Source organism: Nocardia sp. NPDC058499 (genome assembly GCF_042719915.1).
In the GTDB taxonomy this organism is placed as follows: Bacteria; Actinomycetota; Actinomycetes; order Mycobacteriales; family Mycobacteriaceae; genus Nocardia.
This window is the reverse complement of sequence record NZ_JBHXMZ010000005.1, coordinates 372,381-391,331: the sequence shown is the minus strand read 5'-3', so window position 1 is coordinate 391,331 and position 18,951 is coordinate 372,381. Positions and strand designations below refer to the sequence as shown.

The following is an 18,951-nucleotide window of genomic DNA, read 5'->3' as shown; positions in this document are numbered from 1 at the left end:
CGATGACTGTCCGGTCATCGGGTGCGACGACTCGCGACCCGGCCGCCGATAATTCACGACGGCCTCTACACGAATCCGATAACCGTCAGGTCTCAATACTCGAAGGTGATTCATCACGGGTTGACCACAAATTATCCGGCTATTGCCGAATGCCGTATTAATCACGAATCAATTCCGCACCGGGCGGCATTCGGTGCCATTTCGATGAAATTCGCTTCGCATTTCCGGAGTGATTGACGTTTTTTGCGGTGCGGGGGCGGTCTCGACCTGCCGACCGGCCCTCGAAACGACGAAATTCATGGAGGTCAGGTGACCCAGTCCAAGCGCAACCTCGACAGCAGCCGGGACCGGTCGGTTTCCGCGCCGGGCAGCGCGACGGAGTTCCCCGGCCCGGTTCCCGGCAACGGCGCGCACTCACACAACGGCAACGGCAGCAACCACGGTGCCGGGCCGGGCCCGCGTCCCGGCGAGGCGCTACGCCTGTCCGCGGCGCAGCGCGGGATCTGGTTCGCCCAGCATCTGGCGGGGTCGTCCCCGATTTCGGTGGCGCAGTATGTCGAGATCGCCGGCCCGATCGACGTCGATGTACTGGTCGCGGCCTGCGACACCGCCGGGCGCGAATTCGGTTCCGCCTATGTGCGGCTGATCGAGGAGGACGGCGAACCGTATCAGATCGTCGACGAAGGACTGCCCTCACCGGTATCGGTGCTGGATCTGCGTGGATACGACGACCCGGTGGCGGCCGCGCACGATCTGATGGTCCGCGACTATTCCGCCCCGCTGGACCTGCGCAGCGACCGCCTGATGAAATGTGTTGTCTTCCAGGTCGGTTCGGACCACTACCTGTGGTATCAGCGCGCCCACCATATTGTGCTCGACGGTTTCGCCGCGGTGACGATGCTGCAGCGGATCACCGAGCTGTACAACGCGTGGGTGACGGGGGAGCAGGCGCCGGCGTCCACAGCGAAGGACCTCAGCGAAATCGTGGACCAGGACCTGTCCTACCGGGGGTCGGCACGGTTCGACAACGACCGCAACTATTGGACCGAACACTTGGACGGCGCCCCACCCGTGGTCAGCCTCGCAGGCCGCGTCGGCAAACCCACCATTCACCCGACCCTGGTCAGCGCCGGCCTCCCGGACGACACCGCCCAGCTGCTGGACCGGGTCGTCGCCGACCGCGGAACCAGCGTCACACCCGTGATCGTCGCCGCGTTCGCCGCCTACCTCGCCCGGCTGACCGGCAGCGACGAAGTGTTGCTCAGCCTGCCGGTGTCGGGCCGCCATTCCGCGGTGCTGCGCCGGTCCGGCGGAATGGTCGCCAATGTGGTCCCGTTGCGGGTTCCCGTCGCCGGCCGCGGCACCGGCGCGGTGATCGACGCCGTACAGGGCGAGCTGACCAGCGCCCTGCGGCGCCAGCGATACCGGCAGGAGGACATCTTCCACGATATGGGCATCGCCCGCGACGAAACCGCGTCGTTCGGCCCGGCGGTCAACCTCATGATGGTGGACAACGAGATCGTGCTCGGCGCCACCACCGGCCGGTTGCATGTGCTGACCTCGGGCCCCACCGCGGACCTGTTCGTCAATCTCTATCCCGGTGCCGGCCGCGACAGCACCCAGATCGATTTCCAGGGCAACCCGGGCGCCTACAGCAGCGACGAACTCGCCGCCCACCACACCCGCTTCCTGATGTTCCTGCACGCATTCCTCGCCGGCGGACCGGACCACCCGGTCAGCACCCTGCCGCTGCTGGAACCGGCGGAACGCGCCGCGCTGCTGCCCGTCCGCGGACCGGAAAGCACCGGCGACCGGCTGCTGCCCGATATCCTCACCGCCGGCGCCCACCGCGACCCCGCCGCGACCGCGATCGCCACAACCACCGAAACACTCACCTACCACGACCTCGACACCCGCTCCTCGCAGCTCGCGCGGTACCTGATCGGCCGCGGCTGCGGACCGGGGACGGCGGTGGCGATCGTGCTCCGCCGCTCCGCCGAAACGATCGTCGCGGCGTGGGCGGCCGCGAAATGCGGTGCCGCGATCGTGCAGGTCGACCCGGACTATCCGGCGAAACGTATCGAGCACATGATCACCGACAGCGACGCCCGGGTGGTGCTCACCCTCGACGCCCTCCGGGACCGGCTACCGAGCGCCGCGCCGGCGCTGATCCTCGACGACCCCGCGACCCGGCAGGCCTGCGCGGCCGGCGATCCCGGCCCGGTCACCGACGCCGACCGCGCCCGCCCGCTGCACACCGCCGACCTCGCCTACATCACCTACACCTCCGGTTCCACCGGTGTGCCCAAAGGCGTGCAGGTCACCCACCGCGGCCTCGCGAACCTCGTCGCCGACCGCACCGACACCTACGGGATGACGTCGCGGTCGCGGGTGTCCTATGCCCTCTCACCGGCTTTCGACGCCTCCTTCGAACAGTTCCTCACCTGTTTCGCAGGTGGCGCCGCACTGGTGGTGGTGCCGCCGGAGGTGATCGGCGGCGACCACCTCACCCGGCTGCTGGCCGACCAGCACATCACCCATCTGACGTTGACACCGGCGATGCTGGCGACCGTGGACCCGCAGCCACTCACCGATCTGCGGGTAGTGGTGGTCGGGGGCGACGTATGCCCGCCGCATGTGATCGAACGGTGGTCGCGGCATTGCGCGATGTTCAACGAATACGGGCCCACCGAAACCACGGTCACCGCCGCGGGCGCCCGGATCCGGCCCGGCCGCGACCTCACCGCCGGCGGCCCGGTCCGCGGTGTGGCGGCGATGGTGCTGGACCGGGCACTGCAACCGGTACCGGCCGGCACGGCCGGGGAACTGTATCTGGCCGGTCCCGGCCTGGCCCGCGGCTACAACCGGCGGTTCCCCGATACCGCGACCCGGTTCGTCGCCGACCCCTACAGCGGCCCGGGGCAGCGCATGTACCGCACCGGCGACCTCGCCCGCTGGACCGTCGAGGATTCGCGGGTATCACTGGAACTGCTGGGCCGCAGTGATTTCCAGGTGAAGATCCGCGGCTACCGGATCGAACCCGCCGAAATCGATGCCGCCCTCACCGCCCACCCGGATATCGACCTGTCGGTCACCGTCCCGGTGCACAACAACGCCGGAGCCACCGTCCTGGCCTCCTACGTCGTCCCCGTCGACGACCACCGCGCCGACCCGGAGCAGCTGCAACGGTTCGCCCGTGAATCTCTGCCACCGCATATGGTGCCGGCGGTGATCGTGCCGCTGGACCGGCTGCCGGTGAACGCCTTCGGCAAACTGGATCGCGCCGCGCTACCGGAACCGGAATTCGGGGCGGCCGCCGCCGGGCGCGCCCCGGAAACCGCCCGCGAAATCCTGATGGCCGGCCTGTTCAGCGAGGTGCTCGGTGTCCCGCAGGCCGGCGCCGACGACAGTTTCTTCGCCCTCGGCGGCGACAGTATTCTGTCGATCCAGCTGGTATCGCGCGCCAAAGCCGTGGGCCTCGGATTCTCCACCCAGGACGTGTTCGAGCACAAAACGGTCGCGGCCCTGGCCGCCATGGCCACCGAAGCCGGTGGCGCCCCGCAGCTGCGGGAACTACCGGGCGGCGGCACCGGCCCGATCCCGTTGTCGCCGATCGTGCACGCCATGCTCGGCCGCGGCCACTACGACCGCTTCGCCCAAGCCACTCTCGTCGAACTACCCGAGCGCCTCGACCCCACCCATCTCGTGCGCGCCCTGCAAACCCTGCTGGACCGCCACGACATGCTGCGCGCGACCCTGCACGTCACCGCCGCCGGCGAGCACCGTCTCGACGTCCCGGCCCCCGGATCCGTCGACGCCGCCACCGTTCTCACCGACCGCACGCTGCGTGACCGCGACGCAGGCGAAATCGACCGGCACCTGCAGGCGGCCGCGGACCGCCTCGACCCCGCCACCGGTGTGCTGGTGCAGGCCGTCCGCATGCAGGACGACACCGGCGCGGGCCCCGACCTGCTGTGGCTGGTGATCCACCATCTCGCCGTCGACGCGGTGTCGTGGCGGATCCTGCTCGCCGACCTCGCCCATACCTGGTTGCAGGTGTCGACGGGCGAGGACCCGCAGCCCGGCGCCGGCACCACGTCGGTGCGGCGCTGGGTCCACGGCCTCACCGAACAGGCCTCCGCGCGACGTCCCGCGGAACTGGCCCGCTGGACAGAGGTACTCGCCAGCGGTCACCGGCTGCTGGGGTCGCGGCCACTGGATCCCGCACGCGATGTCATGGCCACCGCCGACCGGATCCGGTTGCGTATCCCGGCAGATATCACCGAAGCGGTGCTCACCACCCTCCCGGCCCGGTTCCACGGCAGCGCCAACGACCCCCTGCTCGCCGCGCTCGCACTGGCGTTGGCGCAATGGCGCGCCCGCCGCGGCACCCCCGCCGCCACGGAACTCATCTCGCTGGAGGGCCACGGACGTGAAGAGCAGGCGGTGCCGGGCGCGGATCTCAGCGCCACCGCCGGCTGGTTCACCACCCGGTTCCCGGTGCGGCTCGAAATGTCCGGCGTCGATCTCGACGACGCCTTCGCCGGCGGCCCCGCCGCGGGGTCGGCGATCAAACAGGTGAAGGAACGGTTGCGCGCGGTCCCGGACAACGGGATCGGCTACGGGATGCTGCGTTATCTCGATCCCGTGGGTAGCGCCGAACTCGGGAGCGCGCCGGAACCCCAGATCAGTTTCAACTATCTGGGGCGGGTGGGTGTCCGCGACCACTCGGGGGCGTGGACACCCACCACCGAATTCACGTCGCTGACCGCCACCACCGATCCGCGGATGGCGCTGCCCGCGGTAGTGGATGTGAACGCGATCGCCGAACCCGGCCCCGACGGCCTCGAACTCGACGCCACCTGGGAGTTCGCGCGCAACATCGTGGACGCCGACGCGATGGCCGAGCTCGCCGACCTGTGGGTGCAGGCCCTGCACGGCCTGGCCGCGCATCTGCACACCGATTCCGCCGGCGGTTACACACCCTCCGATTTCCCGCTGGTCGAGGTCTCGCAGGCCGATATCGACGGCTGGTCGCGGGATTTCCCGGCGATGACCGATGTGTGGCCGCTGACCGCGCTGCAAACCGGGCTGCTGTTCCACACCCTCTACGACCGCGACGGCGACGACAGCTACATCGTGCAGGCCACACTGACCCTGGCCGGTGAGGTCGACGCGCAGCGGATGCGTCACGCCGCGCAAACACTGATCGACCGGCACGACAGCCTGCGCACCGCCTTCGTCGAAACAGCCGACGGTCCCCGCCAGATCGTCCTGCAGAACGTCAAGGCCGACTGGCGCGACACCGATCTCACCGGCCACGACCCCGCCGGCCGCGACCGCGAACTCCGCCGCCTCACCACCGAAGCGGCGGCACCGTTCGACCCCACCCGGCCGCCGCTGCTGCGCTTCCAGCTGCTACGCACCGGCACCACCGAATACCGGCTGCTGATCACCGACCACCACCTCGTCCTGGACGGCTGGTCGATGCCGCTGCTGATCCACCAACTGCTCGTCCTGTACACCAACGGCGGTGAGGCGGGTGATCTCGCGGCCCCACGATCGTTCCGCGACTACCTGCAGTGGCTGCACACCCAGGACGACGACGCCGCCACCACGGCCTGGCAGCGGATGCTGGACGGGGTGGACACCCCGACCCGGGTCACCGGCCGCCCGGACCGGGCGGGCAGCGCACCCAGCGGTGAAGCCGGAATCGACCTCGACGCCGCGACCACCGCCGCGGTCCTCGACCTGAGCCGCTCCCACGGTGTCACCGCCGGCACCACCGTGCAGGTGGCGTGGGCGATGCTGCTCACCGCCCTCACCGGACGATCCGATGTGGTGTTCGGTAACACGGTCTCGCACCGGCCGCCGCACATCCTCGGCATCGAACACATGGTGGGCCTGTTCATCAACACCCTGCCGGTGCGAGTCCGGTTCGACCCCCGAGAAACTGTCGCCGACCTGCTGATCCGGGTGCAGTCCGAACAGGCCGCGATGCTCGACTACCGCCATATCGGTTTGTCGGAACTACAGCACGCCACCGGGGTCGCCGATATGTTCGACACCGTCACGGTGCTGGAATCGTATCCACTGGACCGGGAAGGCCTGGCCCGCGACCTCGACGCCGCCGGACTGCAGCTGATCGATCTCGACGCCCAGGACGCCACCCCCTACCCGCTGAGCCTGCAGGTCACCCCGCCGCGCCCCACCGGCGAGGACGCCGGCACCTACACGATCACCCTGCGCTACGCCACCGACCGGTTCGACGCGGAACAGGCCACGACACTGCTCACCCGATTCGAACAGATCCTCACCCAGCTCGTCACCGCCCCCGCCACCCACACCGCCGCCGTCACCCCCGGCCGCGCCCCCGAAACCGCACCGCTACCGGTCACCGGGGCGCCCGCCGTCCCCGAACGCACCCTGCACGACATTCTCACCGCCACCGCCCACCGGTACCCGGACGCGGCCGCCGTACGCTCCGGCGACACCACCCTCACCTACCGTGCCCTGCAGCAGCACGCCGACGACCTCGCCGCTCTGCTCACCGGCCGCGGCGCCCGCCCCGAAACGTTCGTCGCTCTGGCACTCCCACGATCGATCGACCTCGTTGTCGCGATCTGGGCGGTCGCGAAAACCGGCGCCGCGTTCCTCCCCCTCGATCCCACCAACCCCGGGGACCGGATCGCCGGGATGCTGGCGGATTCGGGCACCGCCCTCGGTGTCACCACTGCCCCCGTCGCCGCGCACCTCCCCGGCACCGTCGACTGGCTGACCCTCGACGACACCACCCACACCCGGCACCCGGCGCCGGCCCCCGCCCGCCCGGCGACACCCGGGAACACCGCGTACCTCATCTTCACCTCCGGGTCGACCGGCACCCCGAAAGCGGTGCAGGTGACCCACCGCGGTCTGGCCGGCCTCACCGCCGCCCACACCGAAGCCTTCGCCGCGGACACCACCTCCACGGTGCTGCAGGTCGCCTCACCCGGTTTCGACGCCAGCGTCTCCGAACTGCTACTGGCCCACGGCAACGGCGCCTGCCTGCTGATCGCACCCCCCGACGTGTACGGCGGCACGGACCTCACCGAACTGCTACGCACCGGGCACGTCACCCACGCCATCATCACCCCGTCCGTGCTGAACACCCTCGACCCGGCTCGGCTACCGGACCTCACCACCGTCGCGGTCGTCGGGGAAGCCACCGGCGCGGACACCGTGAAACGGTGGGCGCCCGGCCGGCGCCTGATGAACCATTACGGACCGACCGAAACCACCATCTGGGCCACCGGCTCCGGCGCCCTGCACCCCGGGGAACCGGTGACCGTCGGCGGCCCCGTCCACGGCGTCTCGGTCGCGGTCCTCGATATGTGGCTGCGGCCGGTACCGGCCGGGGTCGCGGGGGAGCTGTACCTCGGCGGGCCCGGCCTGGCGCGCGGCTATTTCGGCCGGCCCGCCACCACCGCGTCCCGTTTCGTCGCCGACCCCCGCTCCGGCCGCGGTGAACGCCTCTACCGCACCGGCGATTCCGTGCGCTGGATCCACGGCCGCACCGGATTCGAACTGGAATATCTGGGCCGCACCGATCAACAGGTCAAAATCCACGGCCTGCGCATCGAACCGGGCGAGATCGACACCCAGCTCACCCGCCATCCCGCGGTCGCCAGCGCCGCCACCGTCACCCGCACCGGCCCCACCGGTGAACCGATCCTGGTGTCCTACATCGTCCCCGCCCCCGGAGCCACCCTGGACACGACGGCACTCCACGACCACCTCGACCGCACCCTCGCCCACTACATGAACCCCGCGGCGATCATCGAACTCGGCGAAATGCCCGTCACCGCCACCGGCAAAATCGACCGGAAAGCGCTACAACACCACGAACTCACGACACCCGACCTCGCGGGCCGCGCCCCCGCCACCCCCGACGAACACACCATGGCGGACCTGTTCGCGCAGGTCCTGAACCTGGACAACGTATCCGCCGACAGCAACTTCTTCACCCTCGGCGGCGACAGTATCGTCTCCATGCGCCTGGTCGCCCTGGCCAAAGCCGCCGGCCTCGCCCTCACACCCCGCGAAGTGTTCGAAGGGAAAACGGTGGCCGCGCTCGCCGCCACCGCCCGCCACGACCTGCCCGCCACCGGCACCGACGACGCACACCACCCGCTCGTCATACTCGGCGAACCCGAAATCGACGCACTACGGCAGCGGTATCCCGGCCTCGCCGACATATGGCCCCTGTCACCGATGCAATCCGGTATCCACTTCCACTCCACCTTCACCGGCGAGGACACCGCCACCACCGACAACTACACCGTCCAGACCACCATCGGCTTCACCGGCGCTATCGACACCGACCGGCTGCGCCGCGCCGCCCAGGCACTGATCGACCGCCACGACATCCTGCGCGCCGGATTCGTCGAAACCGCCGCCGGACCACACCAGATCGTCCTCGGACACACCGACACCGTCTTCCGGGATATCGACCTGACCCGAGGCGATCCGCGCACCGCCACCGAGATCGCCGCCGCCGACGCCGCAGCCGGTTTCGACCTGTCCGCGCCGCCGCTGATCCGGTTCACCCTGCTCCACCTCGAACCCGGCGTGCACCGGCTCCTGGTCACCAACCATCACGTCATCCTCGACGGCTGGTCCATGCCGCTGCTCATGGGCGAACTCCTCGAAAACTACGGCACACCGGAACGCATCGGCGCCACCGAACCCGCGCCGTCCTACCGCGACTACCTGACCTGGCTGCAACACCAGAACCCCGCCGCTTCCAAAGCCGCGTGGGCGCACGAATACGCGAACGTGGATTCCCCGACCCGCGTCGCCCGCACCACGTCCGCCGCGAGCACCGCCGCCGAAGTGAACGCCGACCTGCCCGCCGACCTGTACGGCGCGCTCCGCGACGTCGCCGCCGACACGGCCGTCACCGTCAACACCGCCGTCGCCGCGGCCTGGGCGTTGAACCTGCGCGTCCTCACCGGCGACACCGACATCATCTTCGGTTCCGCGGTATCGGGCCGCCCACCGGAACTACCGGACGTGGACCGCACCCTCGGCATGTTCCTCAACACCATCCCGCTGCGGGTCCGGCTCGACCCCGCACACACACTGCGTGACCTGCTGACCCGCATCCAGGACCAGCACGCCCGTATGCTCGACCACCACTACATCGGGCTACCCGAAATCCATCGCGCCGCGGGCGTCACCGAACTGTTCGACACCGCGATCGCCTTCCAATCGTTCCCCGTCGACCGTCCCGCCCTGCAGCGACTCGTCGAATCCGCGGGCCTGCACATCGGTGAGATCAGCGGCGTCGACGCCACCCCGTTCCCGTTGAGCCTCGTCGTCGCCCCCACCCGCGACGGCTCACCCGGACTGCGGATCACCCTCCGCTTCCTGGAGGACGACTTCGACAGCACCCGCGCCCACCACATCCTCACCCGGTTCGTGGACACCCTGACCCGCATAGCCCGCGATCCCGCCACGAGGCTCGGCGCGCTCGCACTACCCGACGTACCCGCGCCCGAGCACCCCGACACCGCCCACCACACCCCCGAAACCCTCGCCGCCATCCTCACCGCCACGGCCGCCACCACACCCGCCGCGGTCGCCGCACGCTACGGCGCCACCACCCTCACCTACCGGGAACTCGACGAACAATCCAACCGCCTCGCCCGCACCCTGCTCCGCCGCGGCGCCCGCCCCGGCCGGATCACCGCCTTCGCACTACCGCGGTCCCTCGCCGGTGTCGTCGCCCTGTGGGCGGCCGCCAAAGCGGGCACCGCGTTCGTCCCGATCGACCCGAACCTGCCCGCCGGGCGCATCGAATTCCTGCTCTCGGATTCGGCGGCCCACCTCGGTATCACCGATACCGCCACCGCACCGAACCTGCCCGCCGGAACCGACTGGCTGATCATCGACAACGAACCCACCCACCGCGCCGTCGCCGCCGAATCACCGGAACCGATCACCGACAGCGAACGCGGCACACCCCTGCACCCCGACCGCAGCGCCTACGTCATCTACACCTCCGGTTCCACCGGCACCCCCAAAGGCGTGCGGGTCGGGCACCGCGCCCTCACCGATGTGGTCGCCGCACAACACCGCACACTGCGCGTCGGCGAACAGTCCACGGTCCTGCAGGTCGCGTCACCCAGTTTCGACGCCAACCTGTTCGAACTGCTCATGGCACACGGCGCCGGCGCACGCCTGGTCATCGCACCCCCCGACGTGTACGGCGGCCGCGAACTCGCCGACCTCATCCGCCGCGAACACATCACCCACGCCGTGATCACCCCGTCCGCCCTGTCCACCGTCCCCGCCGACGACCTCACCGGCCTGCGTGTCCTGGCCACCGCCGGCGAACCCATCGGACGGGAACTGGTCGAACGGTGGGCACCGGGCCGCACCATGATCAACCTCTACGGCCCCAGCGAAACCACCATCTGGGCCACCGCCGGCGAACTGACCGCCGCCACGCCGATCGGTATCGGCCGCCCCGTCGGCCCCGTCACCACCGCCGTCCTCGACACCTGGCTGCGGCCCGTCCCGCAGGGCGTGGCCGGCGAACTCTACCTGTTCGGGCCGGGACTGGCCGAAGGCTATATCGACCGGCCCGGACTGACCGCCGCCCGATTCATCGCCTGCCCGTTCGACACTGGCGGTGCCCGCATGTACCGCACCGGCGATATCGTGCGCCGCAACACCGAAGGCGACCTCGAATTCGTGGGACGCAACGACTTCCAGGTGAAAGTCCGCGGCTCCCGCGTCGAACTCGGCGAAATCGACGCCGTCCTCTCCGCCCGCCCCGACATCACCTTCGCCACCACCCTCGCCCACCACGGCGACGGGGGACAGGCACGACTGGTGTCCTATGTGGTGCCCGCACCGGAAGTGAACGTCTCGATCGACACCCTCACCGCCGCACTCGCCGACGCGCTCCCCACCTACATGGTGCCCGCCGCGATCATGATCCTCGACGACGTACCGCTCACCGCCCACGGCAAACTCGACCGCGACCGCCTCCCCGAACCCGAATTCACCGCCCGCGCATACCGGGCCCCCGCCACCTGGCCGGAAGAACTGGTCGCCGACACCTACGCCCAAGTCCTCGAACTGCCCCGGGTCGGCGCCGACGACGACTTCTTCGCCCTCGGCGGCGATTCCCTCAGCGCCTCCCTGGTGGTGGCCCGCATCGGCGCCGCCCTCGGCGTCCGCGTACCGGTCCGGGCCCTGTTCGAAGCGCCCACCGTCGCCGCCCTCGCCCGCCACACCACCACCCTGCGCGGCGGTGACCGGGTACCACTCACCACCCGCCCCCACCCCGAACCCGTACCGCTGTCGCTGGCCCAGCAACGCATGTGGTTCCTCAACCGGTTCGAACCCGAATCCGCCGCCTACAACATTCCCGTGATGCTGCGCCTCACCGGCCACCTCGACACCGACGCCCTGCACCACGCCCTCACCGACGTCACCGCCCGCCACGAAGTACTCCGCACCATCTACCCCGAAACCGCCGGCGAACCCCGCCAACAGGTCCTGACCGACCCCGCACCGGCCCTGCACATCGTCCCCGCCGACCCCGCAACCCTGACCGACACCGTCACCACGTTCGTACGCACCGGTTTCGACGTCACCACCGAAGTCCCGCTCCGTATCGGCTTGTTCGACCTCGGCACCGGCGACTACATGCTCGTCCTCGTCGTCCACCACATCGCCGGCGACGGACAATCCATGGGACCACTGGCCCGCGACGTCGTCACCGCCTACGCGGCCCGCGCCGGCGGCCACGCCCCCCACTGGCAGCCCCTGCCCGTCCAATACGCCGACTACGCGATATGGCAGCGCGAAGTCCTCGGCGCAGCCGACGACCCCGAATCACTCCTGTCGGCGCAGCTGCGGTTCTGGCGCGACACCCTCACCGACGCCCCCGACCGCCTCGACCTGCCCACCGACCGCCCCCGCCCACCGGTCGCCTCCCTCACCGGCGGCCGCATCCCCGTCGAAATCGGAGCCGCCCTGCACACCAGGCTGCTCGACCTCGCCCACACCCGCGGCTCCTCCCTGTTCATGGCGATCCACGCCGCCCTCGCCGCCGTACTCGGCCGCCTCAGTGGCAGCGACGATATCGTCATCGGCACACCCGTCGCCGGACGCGGCGAACCCGGACTCGACGACCTCGTCGGCATGTTCGTCAACACCCTCGCCCTGCGCACCCCCGTCGACACCGGCGAATCGTTCACCGACCACCTCACCCGCACCCGCGACACCGACCTCGCCGCCTTCGAACACGCCGACGTCCCGTTCGAACGGGTCGTGGAAGAACTCAACCCGCAACGCGCCGCCGACCGGCACCCCCTGTTCCAGGTGATGCTCGCCTTCCAGAACCTCACGGGCACCGACGTCGAACTCCCCGGCGTCACCGTCACCCGCGCCGACGTCGACACCGGACTGTCCCAATTCGACCTGCAACTGATCCTCGCCGACACCTACGACAACGGGGGAGCGGGCCGCGGACTCTCCGGAACCCTCACCTACGCCCGCGACCTGTTCGACGACACCACCGCACACGAATTCGTCGCGCGCCTGCTGCGCATCCTGGAAGCCGTCACCACCGACCCCGCGGTCGCCGTCGGCGATATCGACTGGCTCGACCCCACCGAACACCACAACCTGCTCACCCGGATCGGGCCCCGACCCGCCGGCCCGCAGCCCCCCACGCTGCTACCGGACGTATTCGCCGCCGCCGTCCACGCCAACCCCACCGGCACCGCCCTCCTCGCCGGCGATACCGAACTCACCTACCGCGACCTCGACACCCGATCCAACCAGCTGGCGCGGCTGCTGATCCGCCGCGGCGCCGGACCCGAACACCCCGTCCTCGTCGCCACCGGCCGCACCGCCGAAGCGATCGTCGCCTGGTGGGCCGTCGTCAAAACCGGCGCCCCCTACGTCCCCGTCGACCCCCGCTATCCCACCGGCCGCATAGAACAAATGGTCACCGACTCCCACGCCCACCTCGGTGTCACCCTCACCGCCGCGCGACCCCAACTGCCCGGCAGCGTCGACTGGATCCTGCTCGACTCACCGGCCGATACCTCGCAACTCGACACCGAATCCGCTGAACCCGTCACCGACACCGACCGGCTCCGGCCACTACGACCCCACAACACCGCCTACATCGTGTTCACCTCCGGCTCCACCGGCCGCCCCAAAGGCGTCGCCGTCACCCACACCGGAATCGCCGACTTCGTCACCGCGCAACGCAGCGCCACCCCACCGGACACCACCGACCGCGTCCTGCACTTCGCCTCCCCGTCCTTCGACGCCTCCCTGCTGGAAATCCTGCTCGCCGCCGGCCGCGCCGCCACCCTCGTCATCGCCCCCACCGGCATCTACGGCGGCGACGAACTCGCCGAATTCCTCCGCACCCACCGCATCACCCACGCCTTCGTCACCCCCGCCGCCCTCGCCTCCGTCGACCCCACCGGACTCGACGACCTCCACACCGTCATGTCCGGCGGCGACGAAGTCCCCGCCGACCTCATCAACCGGTGGGCCGGCACCGACCGCGCCGGCACCCGCCGATTCCGGGTCCTGTACGGGCCCACCGAAACCACCATGGTCGCCACCGCCACCGACCCCGTACACCCCGGCGAACGACCCACCATCGGCACCCCACTACCCGGAATGCAGGCACTCGTCCTCGACAACAGGCTGCGCCCCGCCCCGACCGGCGTCACCGGCGAACTGTATCTCGCCGGCCCCGCCCTCGCCCGCGGCTACCTGCAGCGCGCCGCCACCAACTCCACCCGATTCACCGCCTGCCCCTACGCCGAACCCGGCAGCCGCATGTACCGCACCGGCGACCTCGTCCGCTGGAACAGCCACGGCGACCTCGAATTCATGGGACGCAACGACTTCCAGGTGAAAATCCGCGGCTACCGCGTCGAACTCGGCGAAATCGACACCGCACTCGGCGCCCGCCCCGATATCGCCTACGCCGTCACCATCCCACGCCGCGACGGCACCGGACCCGCCACCCTCGTCTCCTACGTCGTCTCCGCCCCCGGCGCCGACCTCTCCGCCGACACCCTCACCACCGCACTCACCGACACCCTCCCCGCCTACATGGTGCCCGCCGCGATCATGATCCTCGACCGGATCCCGCTCTCACCCAACGGCAAACTCGACCGCAAAGCCCTCCCCGAACCCGTCCTGCAGGCCAAACAATTCCGGGCCCCCACCTCACCGGTCGAAGAGATCGTCGCCGGAGTCTTCGCCGACGTCCTCGGCCTCGACCGCGCCGTCGGCGCCGACGACGACTTCTTCGAACTCGGCGGCAACAGCCTCGTCGCCACCCGCGTCGCCGCCCGCATCGGCGCCGCCCTCGACGCCACCGTCCCCGTCGCGATGATCTTCGACGCACCCACCGTCGCCAAACTCGCCGCCCGCGCCGAATCCCACGCCGACACCGGACGCGTAGCCCTCACCCCGCAAACCCGGCCCCCGCATATCCCGCTGTCCTACGCACAGCAGCGCATGTGGTTCCTCAACCGGTTCGAACCCGACTCCGCCGCCTACAGCATCCCCATCATCATCCGCCTCACCGGCCACCTCGACACCGACGCCCTGCACCACGCCCTCACCGACGTCATCGACCGGCACGAAGTGCTGCGCACCTACTACCCGCACACCGACGGCGAACCCGCACAGGTCGTCCTGCCCGCCGACCACACCACACCACCCCTGCACCCCACCCCGATCGACGACACCGGCCTACCCGCCGCGCTCGCCGCATTCGTCGCCACCGCCTTCGACGTCACCAGCGAAGTACCGTTACGCGCCCGCCTCTACAGCACCGGCCCCGACACCTGGGTCCTGGCCGTCGTCCTCCACCACATCTGCGGCGACGGATCCTCCCTCGCCCCACTGGCCCGCGACATGATGACCGCCTACCAGGCCCGAGTGAACAGCCGCCCACCCAGCTGGACACCACTACCGGTCCAATACGCCGACTACACCATCTGGCAACACACCGTCCTGGGCTCCGAACACGACCCCCACTCGCTGCTCCGCGCCCAAATCGACTACTGGACCACCCAACTCGACGACCTGCCGCCCCTGCTCGAACTCCCCGCCGACCGGCCGCGACCCGCGATCCAGACCTACACCGGCGCCGACATCCCACTCACCGTCGACGCCGACCTCCACGCCGGCCTGGACACCATCGCACGCACCCACAACACCACCCTGTTCATGGTGTTCCACGCCGCCCTCGCCGCCACCCTCGGCCGCCTCGCCGCCACCGACGATATCGCCATCGGCACCCCCTACGCCGGACGCGGCGAACCCGAACTCGACGACCTCGTCGGCATGTTCGTCAACACCCTCGTCCTGCGCACCCGCCTCACCGGCCGGATGACCTTCACCGACCTCCTCGACCACGTCCGCGACACCGACCTCGCCGCATTCGGCCACGCCGACGTACCGTTCGAACGCCTCGTCCAAGAACTCAACCCCGTCCGCTCCCACGCCCACCACCCCCTGTTCCAGGTGATGCTCGCCTTCCAGAACCAGACCGGCACCGAATTCGAACTCCCCGGACTCACTGCCACCGCCGTCGAAGCCGACACCGCGACCTCCCTGTTCGACCTCCAGATCACCGTCTCCGACACCTACGACCCCACCGGCGCACCCACCGGAATCACCGGCGGCCTCACCTACGCCACCGACCTGTTCGACCCCGCCACCGCCACCGCACTCGCCGACCGCCTGCACCGCATGCTGCGCGCACTCGCCGCCGACCCCACCCAGCACATCCACGACATCGAACTCCTCGACACCGCGGAAAAAGACGCTGTCCTGCACCGGTGGAACGCCACCGCACACCCACTGGACCCGGACGAAACCCTCCCCGGCCTGTTCACCCGCGCCGCCACGGCCCACGCCGACCGGCCCGCCGTCGAATCGGGCCCCCACACCCTCACCTACGCCGAATTCGCCGCCCACGTCAACCGCCTCGCCCGCTGGCTCATCACCCGCGGCGTCGGACCCGACACCCTGGTCGCACTCCGCATGCCCCGATCCCTCGACCAGATCACCGCCATGTACGCCGTGCACGCCGCCGGCGGGGGATACGTACCCATCGACCCCACCCACCCCGCCGACCGCATCGACTACATGCGCACCACCGCCGCCCCCGTCGTCGAACTCACCACACTCGACGGCATCGACCTCACCGGCTACGACGACACCCCCGTCACCGACAGCGACCGCCACACCCCACTACGACCCCACAACACCGCCTACGTCCTGTTCACCTCCGGCTCCACCGGCCGCCCCAAAGGCGTCGCCGTCCCGCACAGCGCCGCCCTCAACCAACTGCACTGGATCATCGGCACCTACCGGCTCACCGCAGCCGATACCGTCCTGCAGAAAACCCCCGCCACCTTCGACGTCTCGGTATGGGAACTGTTCGCCACCCTCGCCGTCGGCGCCCGCCTCGTCATCGCCCGCCCCGACGGGCACACCGACCCCGCCTACCTCGCCGACACCATCGACGACCGGCAGATCACCCTCACCTCCTTCGTCCCGTCCATGCTCGCCGCATTCGCCGACGCCGCACCCGCACAATCCCTCACCTCACTGCGCGCGCTACTCGTCGGCGGCGAAGCATTCGGCGCCGACGTGGTCGCCACCGCACGCCGCGCCATGCCCCACACCGAACTGCACAACCTCTACGGCCCCACCGAATTCACCCTGCACGCCACCTCCCACCACGTCACCGAAACCGACGACGGCAGCGTCCCCATGGGCACACCGGTCTGGAACGTCCGCGCCCACGTCTTCGACAGCCGCCTGCGCCCCGTCCCACCCGGCGTAGCGGGAGACCTGTACCTCGCCGGCAACCAGATCGCCCGCGGATACCACGCCCGGCCCGGCCTCACCGCCGAACGCTTCGTCCCCGACCCCTTCACCGACGGTGAACGCATGTACCGCACCGGCGACCGCGCGCGGCGCCTGCGCACCGGCGAACTCGAATACCTGGGCCGCACCGACTTCCAGGTCAAACTCCGCGGCCTGCGCATCGAACTCGGCGAAATCGAAGCCGTCCTCGCCGAACACCCCACCGTCGCCCGCGCCATCGCCGCCGTCCACACCTCCGGCACCGGCGACCGGCTCATCACCTACCTGCTCCCCGCGGCCGGCGCCGCCGTCGACACCGACGCCGTCCTCGCCCACGCCACCACCGAACTACCCGACTACATGGTGCCCACCACCGTCATGGTGCTCGACACCGTACCGTTCACCGCCTCCGGCAAACTCGACCGCAAACACCTACCCGAACCCGTATTCGCGGTAGGGGAGTTCCGGGAACCCGAATCCTGGCTGGAAGGAGAAGTCGCCCGAGCCTACGGACACGTCCTCGGCGTGGACCGCGTCGGCGCCGACGACGACTTCTACGCCCTCGGCGGCAACTCCCTGAAATCGGTACAGGTGGTCAGCGAACTCCGCAAGGAACTCCACTACGAGGTCCCCGTCAGCTGGATCCTGTCCGACCCACGCCCCGCCGAACTCGCCAAACGCATCGAAACCGGGATGCGCGACGGACACATCACCACCGAACCCACCGCACCCGGCTTCGATGTCCTGCTACCGATCCGCACCACCGGCACGAAACCCCCGCTGTTCTGCATCCACCCCGCCTCGGGCCTGGCCTGGAGCTACCGCCCCCTCGGCGAATACCTCACCGGCGACCGCGCGATCTACGGGATCCAGGCACCGCAACTCAGCGGCGCCGAAGCGGGACCCGCCACCATCGAAGACACGGCCCGCCGCTACCTCGACGAAATCCGCACCCTCCAGCCACACGGTCCCTACCACCTGCTCGGCTGGTCACTCGGCGGCCAGATCGCCCACGCGATCGCCGTCGAAATGCGCGCCGCCGGGGAAGAAGTGGCCCTTTTGGCCCTGCTGGACGCCGAAGCCGAAGGATTCGACCGATCAGCCGTCACCACCGTGACCGCCGGCGAACTCGTCGCCAACCTCGGTCCCGTCATGGGTATCGATTTCGTCCCCACCGACGCCACCGCCGAGGAAGCCGCCGCCCTGATCCGGCAGAACCTGGGGGAGGAGTTCGGTATCGACGCCACCCTCATCCAACGCATGACCGACGCCTACAACCAGTCGATCCGCGCCGCCGCCGCCTGGCAACCCCAGATCCTCGACAGCGACATGCTGTATTTCACCGCCACCGGTGAGCGCCGCGCCGATGCCACCGGCCACCGCGGGTGGGAGCCGCACGTCCGAGGCCACATCACCGATATCGACATCGACGCCACCCACCTGGCGATGACCGAACCCGCAGTCCTGGCCCGTATTGCCCACGTCCTGAACGAACAACTCGACCGAGAAGCCGCCGGACAGAGCGGATGACCGCGCGCACGTGTGTGAGGTCTGGATAGAGTCACCCAGGCCTCCACACCACGACCACCGAGTTGAGAACAGGGGGGTGCTGACGGAAGTCGGCAGGCGAGGGCTAGTTGACATAATGTAGATTATCGGCAATCTTCGGCGGGCTGGGTCCAGGCCTGTCGCCACGAATGCCCGCCGCTACGAATCGCTCACGGCGGCTGTGTGTGCAGTCCGTCCCCGGACCGGACGTTCCGCAAACCGATAGCGAAGCTCGCCGGAAACACGGAACGAAACTCGGCGTCGTTGCGGGCCTGCGCCGCACGCATTATGTCAACTCGGAGTGCGTCCGTTTCCGGTGCGCGATCGACTCGCAGGCGGGACTCGAGCAAACCTCACGCGCGATCACGGCAGCCGGTCGACCCGTTCGGCGGCAATCGCTTCGGCATCGCACCGCGACGGGTGGCACCGCTCCCCTCGCGCCCCACCCACGAAGCCCGATTTCGTCACAGTGACATATTA

General features: G+C 69.7%; 1 protein-coding gene. It reads left to right on the top strand.

Annotated features, from left to right (window positions below; all coding sequences use genetic code 11):
• The first annotated feature begins 309 nt into the window (after positions 1-309).
• Positions 310-18,453 (top strand): amino acid adenylation domain-containing protein, encoded by an 18,144-nt coding sequence (locus ACFWPH_RS18190; protein WP_378752383.1) that lies wholly within the window; start codon positions 310-312, stop codon positions 18,451-18,453.
• The last annotated feature ends 498 nt before the right edge of the window (positions 18,454-18,951 follow it).